Below are 15043 nucleotides of genomic sequence, written 5' to 3' on the forward strand. Positions count from 1 at the left end.
TCGCTACCCTGTTTCTAGGTTTGTCGCCTGCTTTTTGCAGTTTGCATCATTTTAAACTTCTGATGCTATCCATAGCCAGCAGACAAATGTTGGTGTCCGATATGCAAATTGTTGATGCCGAAGCAAATACTCGACAAGCAAATTCCAGCTTACAGGAAGCGTGGCATCTTGGATGTACAGGCCGTTCGGTTGAGGCCCTCACGCTGGCCGGCAAAATTCTTGTTGATGCCAAGGCGCGGGGCGACGATCGGCTCGCCGCGCAATGCGACACCGATATTGCCTGGTACTGTTTTCAAATCGGCAAGGCCGAACTTGGGCTGACGCATGTCCGGCGGGCGATAGACTTCTGGAAATTGCACGGGGAGCGCAAAGAGGAAGCCTGTGCCCGGGCCTATTTCGGATGGTTGCTCTTGGAACTGGGCTTGCCGGAGGAAGCGATCGAAGAAGCGACCCGCGCGTTGGATCTGGCCGACAAGGCCGCGGATCCGAAAGCACAAAGCCTGGCCACCAACGTCATAGGGATTATCTTCTGGTGCAACAAACAGCCCGACCGGGCCATCTTGATGAGCGAGAGATCTGTCGAACTCGCCAGATCGATTGGCAATAAGAACTATGAATGCTGGTGGCTTATCAATCTCGGCGGCGCTCATTCGGAAGGTGGATATATCGCGCGGGCGCTCGGCCAGCCGGAGGAAGAACACCAGATGCTGGTCAGGGCGCTGGCACTGACCGAACAGGCGCTCGACATCGCAATCGAGATCGGCGACAGCTGGGCCGCTCGCCTCTGTCTCGGCAACCAAGCCGAATTCTACAGCCACCTGGGCGAGCATGAGAAGGCGCTCCAGTGCATGGCCCGCTATCGGCTGTTTCAAGAGAACAGCTATGTCAGGGACAGGCAGCAATATCTCTACACTTTGGGCCAGATCTACAACAATTCCGGAAAATTCACCGAAGCCCTGTCGCCGCTGCTCGAGGCGGTGGAGCTGATCGACGCCGGCGGCAGTTTCGATTCCTATGTCCAGATCTATCTTTATCTGTCGCAGGCCTATGAGGGGCTGGGACAGTTCGATCCGGCGCTGGCGGCCCATAAAAAATACCACCAAGCCTATTTGCGCAATAGCGCCGAGAGTACGCAGCGACGCGCACGTCTCGCTGAAATCTACTATGAAACCAAACGGTTCAAGGAAGTTGCCGAAACGGAGTCGAAGCGCGCAGAAACGCTGGAGGCATCCTATCAGAAATTGCAGGAGCAAACCGATCTCCTTGCAAATGCCGTCTATCTGGACGCACTGACCGGGCTCTATAATCGCAAATATCTCGACAGCCGCTTTAAAGCGCTGACATCTGAGAAGCGTCCATATTCGATCGCGATGCTGGATGTCGATCACTTCAAGTCGATCAACGACGACTTCTCTCACATGATCGGTGACCGGGTCCTGAGTGCCGTTGGAACCATATTGCGCAGCCAGTTGCGCGTTACCGATCAGGCAATTCGGTTTGGCGGCGAGGAATTCGTCGTCCTGTTCGCCGGCGCTCCCCGAGGGGCCGCAGATCTCTGCGAGAGGCTGCGTTCAGCCATTGAACGATGGGATTGGTCTGAGATCTGCAACGGGCTGCACGTCACGATCAGCATAGGTGTCGCCGGTACCCTGTCTGCCAAGTCTCCGAACGAGATTTTGGCGATCGCTGATCAGAATCTCTATGCGGCGAAAAAGACCGGTCGCAATCGCGTTGTTGCGTAACGGGCGTTCCGGGCAAAGTTCGCAGTCTCAGAAATCGGGCGGATCCCGTCGCCGGGAGTGGTCTATCTATAGCCCCTCGATGTCGAGGATGAACGCGAACTCGCCAGCAAGCCCCGGCGAGTAGGCGATGACAGGTCCGCCCTGCGCAAGCAGCCTCTCGACCGGCGGCATCGCCACCGCAGCGCCGGCCTCTTCGGCGATCAACGCGCCGGCGAGCATGTCCCAAGCATTGAGGTGGCGTTCGTAATAGAGATCGGCAGCACCCTCGGCGACACGAACGAGGTCGATCGCGGCCGCACCCGTGCGGCGATAATCCATGCCGCGTTCGTGAAGCCGTTTGGAGAGCGCAAGATAGTCGTCGAAGCTCGTCTTGCGGGAATGGCCGAGAATGACAAGCGCATTTGCCGGATCGGCGGTCGCAGCCGCATGCACCGGCAAACCGTCCTTAAAGGCGCCGCCGCCGCGGACGGCGTGAAAGACCTTGTCGCCGGCGGCGTCGTAGACCACGCCGATCTCGACCTGTCCGCCGACGACAAAGGCGATCGAAACGCCCCAGTGCCGGAAGCCTCTGATATAGTTGGTCGTGCCGTCGATCGGATCGACGACCCAGGTGCCGCCCTTACCCGATCGTCCGCCACTCTCTTCGCCCATGAAAGTGTCATCCGGAAAGCGCGAGAGCAGCCCTTCGCGGATCGCCTGCTCGGCCCTCCTGTCGGCAACGGTGACGAAATCCTGCAATCCCTTGTTCTCGACGGCAAGCGCGCCGGGGTCGGAATCGTGCCGAAACCGGGCCGTCTCCCGTCCGACATCGAGGGCAACGGTGATGGCGACCTCCGCCCGTGCGCGGATGGCGGCGGCGTCGAATACGGAGTTCATCAGGCAGTCCTTCTTCTGATCAGTGTCACCGGCGTGAATTCGACACGCGCCGTCAGGTCCGGCTCGACGATGCGGCTCATCAGCAGGTCGACCGTCTTTTCGGCCTGGACGTCGCAGGGTTGGCGGATGGTCGTGAGATCATAGGCCGCCCAGCTCGCCTGAGGAATGTCGTCATGGCCGATGATGGAGAGCGGCGGCGCATCCTCGCGGCCGCGGCCCTGCATGATGCGATCGACCACGCCGCAGGCCATGTAGTCGTTGGCGCAGAACAGCCCGTCGATGCCGGATGCGGCAAGTTCGGTTGCAGCATCGTACCCGCTCCGGTAGTCGTTGATCCTGACCTGCAGAAACTGCGCCTCGACGCCGAGCTGCTTGCAGCGTGCGATGAAGGCCTCGCTGCGCCGCCGCGCCGTATAGGATATGGCAGGGGCAGCCATCACGGCGGGCTTTCGCACGCCGCTGTCGATCAGGTGGGTGGCGGCGAGATGGCCGGCCATGCGGTCGTCGGAGATGATGCGGTCGACGAAGGGAATGTCGTTGCCCTTGTTGATCAGCACGATCGGCACACCCTCGGCCGCGCACTGCTCGCAGATCTCGGTCGGCGGTGCGTCCGAGGTGACGATGACGCCTGATACGGCGTAATGCAGCAGCTGGCCAATGACCGTCGAAGTATCAGCCTCCGGCGAGGTCGGCAGTAGGATGGGGCGGAAATTGCGGGCGAGCAGCACTCTTGCCAGGTTTTCGATTTGCAGCGTGCGGAACGGATTGTCGAGGCCGGCAGCGACAAGGCCGACGAGATCGGAGCGTTTGTTGGTGAGGCTTCGGGCAAGATAGTTGACCCGGTAGCCAAGTTCCTTGGCGGCCTGATAGACCTTCTCGCGCGTCTTCGGCGAGACGCTGGCATCCGGCGTGAAGGCGCGCGACACGGCAGCGCGCGAGACGCCGGCCACACGCGCCACGTCGAAGGAGGTTACCTTGCGCGGTCCCTTATCCCTGTCTGCCAATTGCTTTTTCCTTAGCCGCAGGCGGCCGCATCAGATCGGGTAGATCCGTGCAGATGCCGAGAACCGGAAGCTTCATGAGGTCATCGAGGATGGCCGGCCGTTCCTCGTGCCAGAGCACGATCTCGCGGCCAGCCTCGAAGGCGCGGCGCATCAACACCTCGCTCACCAGATCCTGCGGACGTTCGCCTGCCCTCTCCCAGCACAGATGCAGGATATCGGCGCCGGCCTCGTCGCCGAGCGCGTGCGGATCGTGGCCGACCCGGATCAGCACCGAAAGCGGAAAATCGCAGGCCGCGTCGCGAAGTTCGCGCACCTGTGCCGTGTCGAAGGAGCCGAGACAGGCGAAACGCTGGTTCATCTCGACAAGGTGCTGCCAGCAGCGCAGGCCGGTTCCAGGCGCCTTCAGCTCGACATAGAGACCGGTTCCGGTCTCGCGGCCGAGTGCGGCCACCTCCGAAAAACTCGGCACGTCGACGCCGTCGAGGCGGGCGAGCTCTGCCGCCGTCATTTCGGAAATGCGGCGGTCGATGCCGAAGACACGCTCGAGATGGTCGTCATGCGAGACGACGACTACGCCGTCCTTGGTCAGCTGCGTGTCGAGCTCCCACATTTCCGCGCCGAGTTCGGCGGCACGGCGGAAAGCGGCTATTGTATTCTCGCGTTCATGGCCACTGGCGCCGCGATGGCCGATGCAGAAGGGAAGCCGGCCCTTGGCCGTTGGCCAACCGTAACGCTGGAAGAATACCGAGAAATCGCGGGTCATCAGAGCCTCCTGCCATTTTCGTCGAAAACGAATATGCCGCGGCTGTCGATCGCCCAGCGGACGTCGTCGCCGACGTGAACATCGCTACGCACCGGCTGGATCGAACGCAACAGCGGTCCGCCGGCAAGAGCCACGTCGTAGAGGTTCTCGCGGCCCTGCGTTTCGGCGAAGGTGACCTTGCCCGGGACGGCGATGTCGCCTGCCGGCGTGAAATGCTCGGGCCGGACGCCGAGCATCAGCTTGGTACCTTCGGCGGCACCGACGGTATCGGGCAGCGGCACGCGGATCTCGCTTTGCGGGATTGTGAATGCGCCCTTGTCCACGATGCCGCGCAGGAAGGTGATAGGCGGATTGCCGAGAAAGCCGGCGACGAAGGCGGTCTTCGGATCATTGTACATTTCGGCCGGCGTGGCGATCTGGACGATCTCGCCCTCCTTCATGATGGCGATGCGGTCGCACATGCTCATCGCCTCCACCTGGTCGTGGGTGACGAGAATGGCGGTAATGCCGGTTTCGCGCTGCAGGCGGCGGATTTCCGATCGCATTTCGAGGCGCAGCTTGGCGTCGAGATTGGCGAGCGGCTCGTCGAGCAGCAGCACATCGGGCTTGCGGATCAGCGCGCGCGCCAGGGCGACGCGCTGCTGCTGGCCGCCGGAAAGCTCGGCCGGCCTGCGGCCCATCAAGTTACCGATCTGAACGAGAGCCGCGATACGGTCGACCTCCTTGCGGATCTCGCCAGCCGGCATGCCCTTCACCTTCAGCGGAAAGCCGATGTTCTCGGTAACCGTCATGTGCGGATAGAGCGCATAGGACTGGAAAACGACGCCGACATTGCGAGCCTGGCTCGGCAGGTCGGTGACGTCGCGGTCGCCGAAGAGGATGCGTCCGCCGCTTGGCCGATGGATGCCGCAGACGGAAAACAGCGTCGTCGATTTGCCGCAGCCGGAAGGACCGAGCAGCGCCAGCATCTCGCCGTTGCCGACTTCGAGGGTCATGTTCTCGATGACCTTGGTGGAGCCGAAGCTCTTCGAAAAATTGTCGAGGAGGATTCGCATCAGCCTTTGCTCCCGCCGCCATAGATGTTCATGAGGTATTTGTTGAAGAGCGCGTAAACGATCAGCACCGGAACGAGGTAGAAGACGCCGACGGCTTTGAACATGTTGAAATCATAGTTGTTGTCGTCGGCGAGGAAGGCCGCGAGATAGACCGAAAGCACCTGCACCTGATTACCAGGTGCCAGCACCTGCGGCAGGATGAACTCGCCCCAGCCGGAGAGGAAAGAGAAGAGGCCAAGCGCCATGATGCCGGGCTTGACCTGCGGCAGCACGAGGCTGCGCCAGACCCGGAAGCGCGAGGCGCCGTCGACGACGCCGGCCATTTCGATTTCCCAGGGCACGGTGTCGTAAAAGCCCTTCATCAACCAGATGCCGAGCGGCAGGTCGATCGCCGCCTTTACCAGGATGACGCCGATCAGCGAATTGTAGAGACCGATCATCTGCAGCACGATGAAGATGGCGATGATCAGCGTCACCGACGGGAAGGCATGCAGGACCATGACGCCGGCGAGGAAGAAGCCGCGTGCCGGGACGTTCAGTCGCGATAGCACGTAGCCCGCCATCGACGAGACGATGAGCACGAGGCTGGTGGTGCAGGCCGCAAACAGCAGCGTATTCACGGTCACCTGCCAGATGTTCGCCTTGCCCTCCGTCGTCTGCCAGAGGAAGCGCCAGTGGTCGAGCGTCAAGCCGGAGGGCAGCAGTGCGTCCGCCTGCTTCACGGTCACCGTGTCGAGGAAGAGATAGACATACATCAGGAGCAGCGGCAGGCTGACGATGGTCAGCGCCGTTATGACAGGCCAGCTGCGGTAGTTTGCCGAGGGCTGCGATCGTTCGGCCATGGTCAATCCTCGATCAAGGGCTTGGCGACAAGCGTGCCGTAGTTGAAGACGCGCAGATAGAGGAGCGACAGCGTCACGCCGATGACGACGAGCACCAAGGCCATGGCGGCACCCAACCCGTATTCGAGGTTGCCGGCATAGTTCCTCAGCGCAGTGTGATAGGCCGAGAGCGCCCAGACCTCGGTCGCATTGCCCGGTCCGCCATTGGTGGCGAGCAGGATTTCATTGAAGGAGGCAAGCAGCGACAAGGTCTGGTAGCAGGTAACAAAGAGGATTGGCCAGCGCATCTGTGGCAGAATGATGTAGCGAATCTGCTGCCAGCGCGAGGCGCCGTCGACCTCGCTCGCATAGAACTGGCTCTTCGGAATGGCCTTCATCGCCGAGGAGAACACCAGCATGCCCATCGAGGCGCCGATGAAGCCGTTGATCAACACGACGAAGAACCAGGCGTTGTAAGCGTTGTCGAGAAGGTAGTTCTTTGGCGGATAGCCGAACTTGCCCATCAGGATCGAAATGAAGCCGGTATCCCAGGCAAGCCACTTCCATAGCATGACATAGATGACGACAGGGGTAATGCGCGGCAGGAGCCAGATGCCGCGGAAGATCGAGGCCGGCGTCGGCGGCATGTAATGCGTCCAAATGGCAAGTAGCAGCGCATAACCGACATTGAACAGCATCAGCACCAGCGCGACGTAGAGCACGGTATTCAAGAGTACACGCGCCATATCGGGTGAGGTGGTCATGCGCGAGAAATTGTCGGTCGTCCAAACCCAGCCGGTATAAGTGGCCTTGGCGACCGTTTCCTTCTGCTCCGGTGTCAGTTTGAAACCCAGACTATCCAGCGCCGAAAAGAGCTGCTCCTTGCTGTCGAAGCGGGTGTTGAGGACGGAGCGGTTGAACTGTTCGGAAATCTGCTTGACGTCGCGCGTCGAAGGCCGGTCGGCGAGATCCTTGAGCATGCGCTCGACGTCGCGGCGTGCCGTGAACACCTCACCTGCATGTTTGGCGCGCAATTCCCCAGCAATCCCCGGCGCAAGCCCGAGTCCTTCGACGGCCTTGAGGCCCGCCTCGTCGATCGTGTAGCGCGGTTCGGCCATCTCGGCGGCAATGTCCGGTATTGCCGATTTTAGCGCAATCATGGAGTTGGGTGCGATCTGATAGACGCCGCCGGAAATACCGGTCGCCGTCGTCATGCTGGTCATCGAAAAGACCGCTGTCAGAACGACCGGCATCAGGAAGAAAAGAACGATCATGATCGCCGCAGGCGCGATCATCACCAGTCCGAGCGTTCTGGACGATTTCATGGAAGCCCCTCATCGCGGACCGACCGGGCAGCGGGTTACCGCCGCCCGGAAGAGTGCTTCGACCTTAGCGGATGACGATCTTGTCGCCGAGCGTGCTCTTCAGCTCGCTCTCTGCATCACCGACCGCGGCGTCTACGGTCTTGGCGCCGGTCCAGGATGCTTCGAGGTTCTTCCACATGATGTTCCAATATTTGCCGAAATCGGAATTGTTCGGCATCGCATTGGCATGTGGCAGCAGGCGCTCGGTGGCTTCGCGGGTCCAGCGGTCGGCCGAATAGAATTCGACGGTGGATTCCGACTTGGAGATGCCGAGATGGGCCGATTTGACTGCATGCAGCGCGTTGATGCGTGGCTCGGAGGCGATCTTAACCAACTGGGCGGCGATCTCAGTGTCTTCCTGGTCGTGACCTGCGGTCAGCAGGTAGACGAGCGGATGGGTCAGCGTGTTGGCCTTGCCGCCTTCGCCGGCGGGGATCAGCGTGAAGATCACGTTGCCGAAGAAGTCCTTCAGGCCTTCCTGGTTGACAAGGCGAGCATAGTGCCAGGTGCCGCCGTCCCAGATGCCGGCCTTGCCTGTGGCGACTTCCTTCCACCACTGGTCGCCCGGCATGCCGATGTGGTTCTTCTTGGTAACACCGCTCTTCACGGCATCGGCGAAGAACTGATAGGTGCGGGTCATCGCGGCCTTGTCGAAAACGAGCTTGCCGCCTTCTTCCATCGTGCCGCCGAAGCTGGTGTAAAACTGCCAGTAATCAGGGCCGTTGCTGGTGCGCGGATAGAAACCATAGCCGGGCTGGACGAGGCCCTTATCCTGCATCTTCTTGGCGTCTTCGAGCAGGTTCTTCATGGTGTACTTGCCGTCCTGCACGCTCTGCGGCAGCGCATCCAGATCGGCGTCGCTGTAGCCGATCGCCTTCATGTAAGGCTTCCAGAAGAACATCGGACGGGATTCGGCGTCCTGCGGGATACCGTAGACGGTGCCGTTATAGGACGCGATCTGCAACAGGTTTTCATAGATGTCGCTGAGCGGCCAAGAGTCGAGATCGACATAATCCTCGATCGGTACGATCAGCCCGGCCTGCGACCAGGGTGCTATGTCTTCATGGCCGCTTACGACGATATTCGGAGCGGTCTTGGCTTCGGCGGCAAGGGTCAGCGCCTGCTTGAAGTCCTCCCAGGCCGAATAAGGCTTCTTCTCGACGGTGATCTTCAGGTCTTCGCCCTTAAGAGCGGCTTCACGCTGCAGCTGCTGGGCTGCGATCTCGATGGCGTCGAGGCGATAGACGTCGTTCGGGCCGGTGCCGCCGGCCCAGACGCTGATGTGAACGTCCTTAGCGAGTGCAATTGCAGACGTCGACGCCAGGATGGCGGCTGCGACGGCAAGGGATTTCAGTGTCGGCAAAATAGTCATCTTCTTCGTCTCCCTAGAAGAGCAGTGTGAGGCCTCTTGACGGGTCAGCACTGCTGATGATGACCGTTCCGAAACCCCACGAAAACGTGGCGTATCCCGCTCTAGGGGTTGAACGTAACGGCCGAATGACAAAATTGAGCACGTGTGCAAAATTATTATGACGATGTCCGCGCGACTTGCAAGCGGCGGTTTTCGGCAGGCGTCTTTTACGCTTCAAATTGCGTATTTCCTGGGCTAGCATCACGTCATGAGCCTTGAATCTGTCCGCGCCTTCCTCAGCGCCCACGCACCCGATATCGAAATCATCGAAACCGCCGAGAGCTCCTCGACGGTTGCGCTTGCCGCCGAAGCCCATGGCGTCGAGCCGGCCCAGATCGCCAAGACGATTTGCCTGCGCGTCGGCGAGCAGATGATGCTGGTCGTAGCCGGCGGCACGGCGCGGCTCGACAATCGCAAGTTCAAGGACACGTTTGGAGCCAAGGGGCGCATGCTCGATGCCGAAGAGGTTGTGGCAGTCACCAGCCATCCGGTCGGCGGCGTCTGCCCCTTCGGCCTGCCCTCGCCGCTGCCCATCTATTGCGATATCTCGCTGAAACGCTTCGATGAAGTCGTGCCGGCCGCCGGCTCGACCAACTCGGCCGTACGCATCGAAACCGGACGGCTGGCTGAGCTGACTGGCGCCAACTGGGTCGATGTCTGCCAGTAACGCATCCGGGGAGCTTCACACTCGGGAAAGAGTACCTATATTAGCTCTCGATATGCCGTGATTGTGCATGACAGGAGATCAGGAATGCCGAGTGCCGTTTCGCGTTTTGCCAAGATCGCGGCCATTGCCGCACTGACGAGCGCTACCGTTTTTGCTTCCCTTGACGATGCAGAAGCGCGCCGCGCCGGCAGCGGCGGTTTCGGAAGCCGCGGCACGCGCACCTTCCAGGCTCCGCCGGTCACCAGCACCGCACCTGGGGCCATAGCACCGATCGAACGGTCGATGACGCCGCGTTCGCAGACCACGGCACCTGCCACCGCGCAGCAGCCTCTTGGCGCCCAGCGCCCTGGCTTGTTCGGCGGTTTCGGCCGTTCGATGATCGGCGGCCTGATTGCCGGCGGCCTTCTCGGCATGCTGCTCGGTCACGGTTTCGGCGGCGGCTTCGGCTTGCTCGGCATGCTGTTGCAGATCGCGCTGATCGGCGGCGCCGTCATGCTCGCCATGCGTTATTTCGCCAACCGCCGCCAGCCTTCCTACGGCGTCGGAGGCCAGAGCCGGTCCTATAACATGTCGCCCACGAATAAGTCGTCGTTCCAGATCCCGACGATCGGTTCGGGGGGCGGTTTCGGCGGGCAGTCGCGCGGCAATCGGCCGAGCGACGAGATCGGGCTGGCGCAAGCCGATCTCGATCAGTTCGAGGAACTGCTGACCCAAGTGCAGACCGCTTACGGCGCCGAGGATTACGGTACCTTGCGCCGGCTGACGACGCCCGAGGCGATGTCCTATCTCGCTGAGGAACTCGGCGAAAATGCCACCAACGGCGTGCGCAACCGCGTCTCCGATGTCAAGCTGCTGCAGGGCGATATTGCCGAGGCCTGGCGCGAGGACGGCCAGGAATATGCGACGCTCGCCATGCGTTATTCCTCGATCGACGCCATTGTCGAGCGCGACAGCGGCCGCGTCGTTTCCGGCGACGATCGCCGTCCAAGCGAGAGCACCGAGGTTTGGACTTTCGTGCGCAAGTCCGGCGCTGACTGGAAGCTTGCGGCGATCCAGGGTGCCGAGCAGCGCGCCGCCTAAAGCGACGCGCGAAATCGGTATTTTGCTCTAAAGCGCGTGGCGATCTTTCAGATTCGCCTCGCGCTTTAGATCTTTGCTTTTGCGTAGGCGGTATCGCAAAACCGCTCCACACTTTTGCGCGACATGCTCTAATTCACCGCGACCGGTTTTGAACGCATGCGGGAGACCGTCTCGCGTTCCGCCCGCTTGCAGCGCATCGGCGGCAGGCCGCGATCCATCAGGTCCATGTCTTCGAGCACCATGTCGCCCATCTTCTTGAAGGCACTGTCGAGGGCGCCGGCCCTATGCGCCGAGCGGATGAAACCCTTTAGGCTCCGCACCGGATGATCGGGTGGCAACGGTTCCTCAGGGTAGACGTCGCTCGCCGCGACGATATGGCCTGAAGAGACAGCTGCCATCAACGCATCGAAATCGATGACATCAGCGCGGCTGAGCAGGATGAAGGCCGCGCCCTTGCGCATGCTGGCGAAGGCCTCAGCGCTGAGAAATCCCCTGTTCTCGCTGGTCACGGCAGCGGCGACGAAGACAAAATCGCTCTTTGTCAGGACGTCATCGAGGCTTGCAGGCTCGACGCCGTTCTCCTCGAGGATCGATTGTGGCAGCCAGGGATCGAACACCCGGATCTTGGCTCTGAAGCCGGACAGGACCCGGCGCAGCGCTTTGCCGAGATCGCCGAAGCCGACGATGCCGATCTCGGAGCCGGCGATCAGCCGCGCGCTTGCATTTCCCTCGCCGCCCCAGAGTTCCGTGCCCTGGCGGAAAGCGACATCCGCATCGACGATGCCGCGCGCTAAGGCCAGCGCGAAACCGAGGCCGATTTCGGCGACCGGCTCGGCAAAGACCTGCCCTGTCGTCACGACATGGATGCCGCGTTGGAAGAGCACCTCATAGGGCATGTTGTTGAGCAGATTGCTTTCGACGTTGAGGATCGAGCGCAAGGCCGGCATTCTGGCTAGCGTTTCGGCCGAAAGTGGCGGCTGGCCGATGATGTAGCGTGCCCTGCCGAGGATGTCGTCGCCGAGCCCGGCGATGTTCTCGGGGTCGGCCTCGACGATCTCATATTTCTCCTGCAGTTCGGCGCGCGCCTTGTCGCTGAAGATCAGATCGAGCGTGCGCGGCTCGGGCGCGCTGATCGCCAGCGGCCGTTCGGTATTCGTCATGGGCGTCTCCTCCATCGCGGCAGTCTGCGCCGTCTCTGCCGGACGATTGATAGCCTCTGTGCGGAGTTGTTTCCAGTTCGATCTTGAGGCGCGTCGCGCCGGGAGAAGCTATCGAAAGTGGCATTTGCCTATCAGATAAGCAGTTGAATTGGCTTGGTATTTCTTGGCATTTTTATTTGACGGTATAAATTCTTTGAATTAGCCTAGTCCCGCGACTTTAGAACCATGCCCGGTGTTCGGCGGCCGCAGGATCTTCAAAACTCAAGGGAATCGAACAATGAAATCAGCATTAAAGACCGGTTTGTTCGCCCTTGCCGCCGCAGCACTTCCGGCCGTTGCCTATGCTCATACCGGTGTCGGTCAGACCTCTGGCTTCATGCACGGCTTCAGCCATCCTATTTCCGGTCTCGACCATATCCTTGCCATGGTGATGGTCGGTGTTTTCGCATTCCAGCTCGGCGGCCGTGCGGTCTGGCTCGTGCCGGCGACCTTCGTCCTTGTCATGGCTGTCGGCGGCGGGCTCGGTATAGCAGGCGTGAACCTTCCCTTCGTTGAAGTTGGCATTGCGCTTTCCGTCATCGTCCTCGGCGCAATCGTGGCGCTCAACGTCAAGGCTCCGACTGCGGTAGCGATGGGTATCGTCGGTCTCTTCGCGATCTTCCACGGGCATGCGCACGGCGCGGAAATGCCGGAAGACGCCGGTGGTGCCGCCTATGCCGCCGGCTTCATGTTCGCGACCGCGCTTCTCCATGCCGCCGGCCTCGGTCTCGGCTTACTGATCGCCAGCATCGGTGAGCGTCAGGGTCCCTTCGTCGTGCGGACGGCCGGCGGCCTCGCCGCTGTTGCCGGTGTCGGCATCCTGACGGGCGTGATCTGAGCCGCCGGCAAGACAGATGATGCCCAGGCACTTGGTCAAAAGCGCCATTACAGCTGCCGCGTGTCTTTTCAGATGCGAAAAGGACGCTGTAACATTTTGAATCGACGCATCGGCCTGAAAACCGATTCTGATTTTCAGGCCGATGCGCTAGTGGCGATTTGTCGGCTAAAAACCAGCCACACGCTGCACGAACCAGAAGGCCGAGACGGTGCCGATCAGGTAGGCAAGCCAGAAGTGCATGCGCGAAAAATCAAATAAACGTACAAGCCTAAAGCTGGCCACGGCGAGCAGTGCAATCGCGACGAAAGCCAGTTGACCGGCTTCCACCCCCAGATTGAACGTGAACAGGGCCAAAGGCACATCTTTCTGTGGAAGGCCGATTTCCCGTAGCGCGCCGGCAAAGCCGAAGCCATGCAAGAGGCCAAACACGAAACTGATAATCCAGGGATAACGGCTGGAAAGATCGCGCCTGCCGCGACCGCTTCGGATGATCTCGGCAGCGACGAACATGATGCTCAATGCGATCAGCGCCTCGACGGGCGACTGTGGGAGTCGGGCGACGTCCAGCGATGCGATTGCAAGCGTGATCGAATGCGCCACGGTAAATGAGGTGATGGTAAGCAGCAGCATTCGCGGGTTGCGGATCAGCAGCAGCAGAGCAAAGACAAACAGCAGATGATCGACGCCTTCCAGGATATGCTGGACGCCGAGGAAGAAATAGGTCTTTGCCGTGCCCCAGGGCGTCAGGCTTTTGGCGATCGTCAGGTTCGGATCGGAAGGGGCGATACGGCTTGTTTGGGTCGTGCCGTCTAGGTTGGTTAGCTTTGCCAGCGCATCGGTAAATGTCGATGATAGTCCGCCGATGAATACAGTTTTGCCACTGAGCCCGCCTGGGCATTTTACTTGCCATCGGCTGACATAGGCAGTGTCGATATGGCCTCCGACCGGGTCGGTCATCTGCTGGCAAGCGTCCGGCAAGTGAACGGACAATGCCATTTTGTATTCACCGCGCGCCGGCACCTTCCAGGTGATCGCATAGCTTTCCGGCGCGATCTCGTTGATTTCGAGAAAGGCCGGGCGAAGTTCATGGGCGTTGGCAGTACAAGTGACCCAAAGCAAACACCCAAAAAACAGACCGAGGAAGCGGCTCATGGCAGACTCGACGTCTTGATCGGCGATGTGTCGATGTCTCGCGGCCAGTTGATCTCGATGTCGTATTGCTTCTTCATCGCCGCATAGCGTGCGTCAGCGATGTCTTTGCGTCGGGCACTTTCCCAATCTGCAAGCACTGCGGTCCCAGCGTCGGAAAGTGCGGGCGGATGGCTCATGAGCCGTTCTGAAACGAAGACAAGATGAACGCCGTATGCCGACCGGATCGGCCCGTACCATCGGTTTTCAGGCGCGGACGCCAGTTCGGACACGAAGTCTTGACCGAAGCTGGTCGCGATCAGTTCGGCGTCGCTGAGCACCGTCCTCTCCGGCAGGAGCGAGGAGTCGCCGAGAGAGGTCATATCAATCGACGCGGCGTCGGATTTGAGTTTCGAAAGCACCGCGGTTGCGCTCAGATCGCCTTTGTCACCCGTGCGTTCGCTCCTGAAAAATATCTGCCGGAAGGCGAGCTTTTCAGGCAGCCGGTAGTCTTGCGCATGCGCCGTGAAATAGGCTTCGAGTTCCCCCGATTTTGGCGTCAGCTCCTCGACGCTTGGCTCGAGCAGAAATTCCATCTTCTGCTGCATGCGCCGCCGGAAGACGGTATCGTCCTGGGCGAGACCCATCTTCTGACCCTCGCGGTAGAAGATTTCCTCCTTGATGTAACCCTCGACGAGTCCCTTCAATTCGTCCTCCGTCGGTGGACGTTGCCAGGTGCGGGAATAGGTGTCGAACATGCGTGCGAGTTGGCCCTCGTCGACAACGATGGCCAGATCCTCTCCAACAGTCATAGGCTGACGTGTCAGCGTATAGAGGCTGAAGACGACGACGCCAAGAATCAGGAAGTGGAACAGGGGTTCAACCAGGACTTTACGGATGAGCATGAGGCAGGCCCTCCGGCCAATGATCGCTAATGCATGTCGCGCAAAAGTGTGCAGCGGTTTTGCGCTCACGACATGCGTAAAAACCAAGGCCTAAAGCGCGATGAGCGAATCTGAAAGATCGCGACGCGCTTTAGACCTGGTACGAAAACGCGGGTGACCCCCAGATTGACGAGGTGGCAATCGAACGCCG

At 60.6% G+C, this 15043-nt stretch carries 14 protein-coding genes; 4 read left to right on the forward strand and 10 right to left on the reverse strand.

Annotated elements, in window-relative coordinates; genetic code table 11:
* Positions 1-86: 86 nt before the first annotated feature.
* A complete protein-coding gene (locus tag AC245Y_RS32585) occupies positions 87-1742 on the forward strand; it encodes a GGDEF domain-containing protein (RefSeq protein ID WP_017997210.1) in 1656 nt (551 codons plus the stop codon).
* A 66-nt stretch (positions 1743-1808) separates the two neighbouring features.
* Here the strand turns inward: AC245Y_RS32585 and AC245Y_RS32590 are convergent, their stop codons facing one another.
* The 7 genes from AC245Y_RS32590 to AC245Y_RS32620 all read right to left on the reverse strand — a co-directional run bounded on the left by AC245Y_RS32590 (position 1809) and on the right by AC245Y_RS32620 (position 8997).
* Positions 1809-2618 (reverse strand): inositol monophosphatase family protein, encoded by an 810-nt coding sequence (locus tag AC245Y_RS32590; RefSeq protein ID WP_017997211.1) that lies wholly within the window; start codon positions 2616-2618, stop codon positions 1809-1811.
* The gene (locus AC245Y_RS32595; RefSeq protein ID WP_012760035.1) at positions 2618-3622 is read right to left on the reverse strand and encodes a LacI family DNA-binding transcriptional regulator; all 1005 of its coding nucleotides are present in this window, start codon (positions 3620-3622) and stop codon (positions 2618-2620) included. The genes AC245Y_RS32590 and AC245Y_RS32595 overlap by 1 nt, the downstream gene beginning before the upstream one ends.
* A complete protein-coding gene (locus tag AC245Y_RS32600) occupies positions 3606-4385 on the reverse strand; it encodes a glycerophosphodiester phosphodiesterase (protein WP_017997212.1) in 780 nt (259 codons plus the stop codon). Before AC245Y_RS32600 ends, AC245Y_RS32595 begins: the two co-directional genes overlap by 17 nt.
* A complete protein-coding gene (locus AC245Y_RS32605) occupies positions 4385-5440 on the reverse strand; it encodes an ABC transporter ATP-binding protein (RefSeq protein ID WP_017997213.1) in 1056 nt (351 codons plus the stop codon). Before AC245Y_RS32605 ends, AC245Y_RS32600 begins: the two co-directional genes overlap by 1 nt.
* Entirely contained in the window at positions 5440-6282 is an 843-nt protein-coding gene (locus tag AC245Y_RS32610) for a carbohydrate ABC transporter permease (RefSeq protein ID WP_026154681.1), read from the reverse strand. Before AC245Y_RS32610 ends, AC245Y_RS32605 begins: the two co-directional genes overlap by 1 nt.
* Before the next feature lie 2 nt (positions 6283-6284).
* Entirely contained in the window at positions 6285-7586 is a 1302-nt protein-coding gene (locus tag AC245Y_RS32615) for a carbohydrate ABC transporter permease (protein ID WP_012760031.1), read from the reverse strand.
* A gap of 64 nt (positions 7587-7650) precedes the next feature.
* Positions 7651-8997: an extracellular solute-binding protein gene (locus AC245Y_RS32620; protein WP_003552053.1), complete on the reverse strand. Its 1347-nt coding sequence runs from the start codon at positions 8995-8997 to the stop codon at positions 7651-7653.
* Between the two features lie 247 nt (positions 8998-9244).
* On the opposite strand from AC245Y_RS32620, the gene AC245Y_RS32625 reads away from it, so the two are divergent.
* Both AC245Y_RS32625 and AC245Y_RS32630 read left to right on the forward strand, forming a co-directional pair.
* Positions 9245-9703, forward strand: coding sequence for a YbaK/EbsC family protein (locus AC245Y_RS32625; protein ID WP_017997214.1), 459 nt, complete (start codon positions 9245-9247; stop codon positions 9701-9703).
* Between the two features lie 84 nt (positions 9704-9787).
* Positions 9788-10783, forward strand: a complete 996-nt coding sequence (locus AC245Y_RS32630; protein ID WP_017997215.1) for a Tim44 domain-containing protein — start codon at positions 9788-9790, stop codon at positions 10781-10783.
* 128 nt (positions 10784-10911) lie between these two features.
* Here AC245Y_RS32630 and AC245Y_RS32635 read toward each other — a convergent pair whose 3' ends face one another.
* Positions 10912-11943 carry a hydroxyacid dehydrogenase gene (locus AC245Y_RS32635; protein WP_026157697.1) on the reverse strand — a complete coding sequence of 344 codons (1032 nt, stop codon included), beginning with the start codon at positions 11941-11943 and terminating at the stop codon, positions 10912-10914.
* Between the two features lie 277 nt (positions 11944-12220).
* Between AC245Y_RS32635 and AC245Y_RS32640 the strand changes: the two genes are divergently transcribed.
* Positions 12221-12820 (forward strand): HupE/UreJ family protein, encoded by a 600-nt coding sequence (locus AC245Y_RS32640; protein ID WP_017997217.1) that lies wholly within the window; start codon positions 12221-12223, stop codon positions 12818-12820.
* A 165-nt stretch (positions 12821-12985) separates the two neighbouring features.
* Here AC245Y_RS32640 and AC245Y_RS32645 read toward each other — a convergent pair whose 3' ends face one another.
* Positions 12986-13972 carry a HupE/UreJ family protein gene (locus tag AC245Y_RS32645; protein ID WP_017997218.1) on the reverse strand — a complete coding sequence of 329 codons (987 nt, stop codon included), beginning with the start codon at positions 13970-13972 and terminating at the stop codon, positions 12986-12988.
* Positions 13969-14853, reverse strand: a complete 885-nt coding sequence (locus AC245Y_RS32650) for a peptidyl-prolyl cis-trans isomerase (RefSeq protein ID WP_017997219.1) — start codon at positions 14851-14853, stop codon at positions 13969-13971. Before AC245Y_RS32650 ends, AC245Y_RS32645 begins: the two co-directional genes overlap by 4 nt.
* Positions 14854-15043: the final 190 nt, after the last annotated feature.

The sequence above is a fragment of the Rhizobium sp. SRDI943 genome (assembly GCF_057653695.1).

Bases quoted from the DNA above. Each gene is read 5' to 3' on its own strand.
- AC245Y_RS32630 (WP_017997215.1), top strand. From the start codon at position 9,788: ATGCCGAGTGCCGTTTCGCGTTTTGCCAAGATCGCGGCCATTGCCGCA.
- AC245Y_RS32640 (WP_017997217.1), top strand. From the start codon at position 12,221: ATGAAATCAGCATTAAAGACCGGTTTGTTCGCCCTTGCCGCCGCAGCA.
- AC245Y_RS32610 (WP_026154681.1), bottom strand. From the start codon at position 6,282: ATGGCCGAACGATCGCAGCCCTCGGCAAACTACCGCAGCTGGCCTGTC.
- AC245Y_RS32635 (WP_026157697.1), bottom strand. From the start codon at position 11,943: ATGACGAATACCGAACGGCCGCTGGCGATCAGCGCGCCCGAGCCGCGC.
- AC245Y_RS32615 (WP_012760031.1), bottom strand. From the start codon at position 7,586: ATGAAATCGTCCAGAACGCTCGGACTGGTGATGATCGCGCCTGCGGCG.
- AC245Y_RS32600 (WP_017997212.1), bottom strand. From the start codon at position 4,385: ATGACCCGCGATTTCTCGGTATTCTTCCAGCGTTACGGTTGGCCAACG.
- AC245Y_RS32625 (WP_017997214.1), top strand. From the start codon at position 9,245: ATGAGCCTTGAATCTGTCCGCGCCTTCCTCAGCGCCCACGCACCCGAT.
- AC245Y_RS32590 (WP_017997211.1), bottom strand. From the start codon at position 2,618: ATGAACTCCGTATTCGACGCCGCCGCCATCCGCGCACGGGCGGAGGTC.
- AC245Y_RS32645 (WP_017997218.1), bottom strand. From the start codon at position 13,972: ATGAGCCGCTTCCTCGGTCTGTTTTTTGGGTGTTTGCTTTGGGTCACT.
- AC245Y_RS32605 (WP_017997213.1), bottom strand. From the start codon at position 5,440: ATGCGAATCCTCCTCGACAATTTTTCGAAGAGCTTCGGCTCCACCAAG.
- AC245Y_RS32620 (WP_003552053.1), bottom strand. From the start codon at position 8,997: ATGACTATTTTGCCGACACTGAAATCCCTTGCCGTCGCAGCCGCCATC.
- AC245Y_RS32585 (WP_017997210.1), top strand. From the start codon at position 87: ATGTTGGTGTCCGATATGCAAATTGTTGATGCCGAAGCAAATACTCGA.
- AC245Y_RS32650 (WP_017997219.1), bottom strand. From the start codon at position 14,853: ATGCTCATCCGTAAAGTCCTGGTTGAACCCCTGTTCCACTTCCTGATT.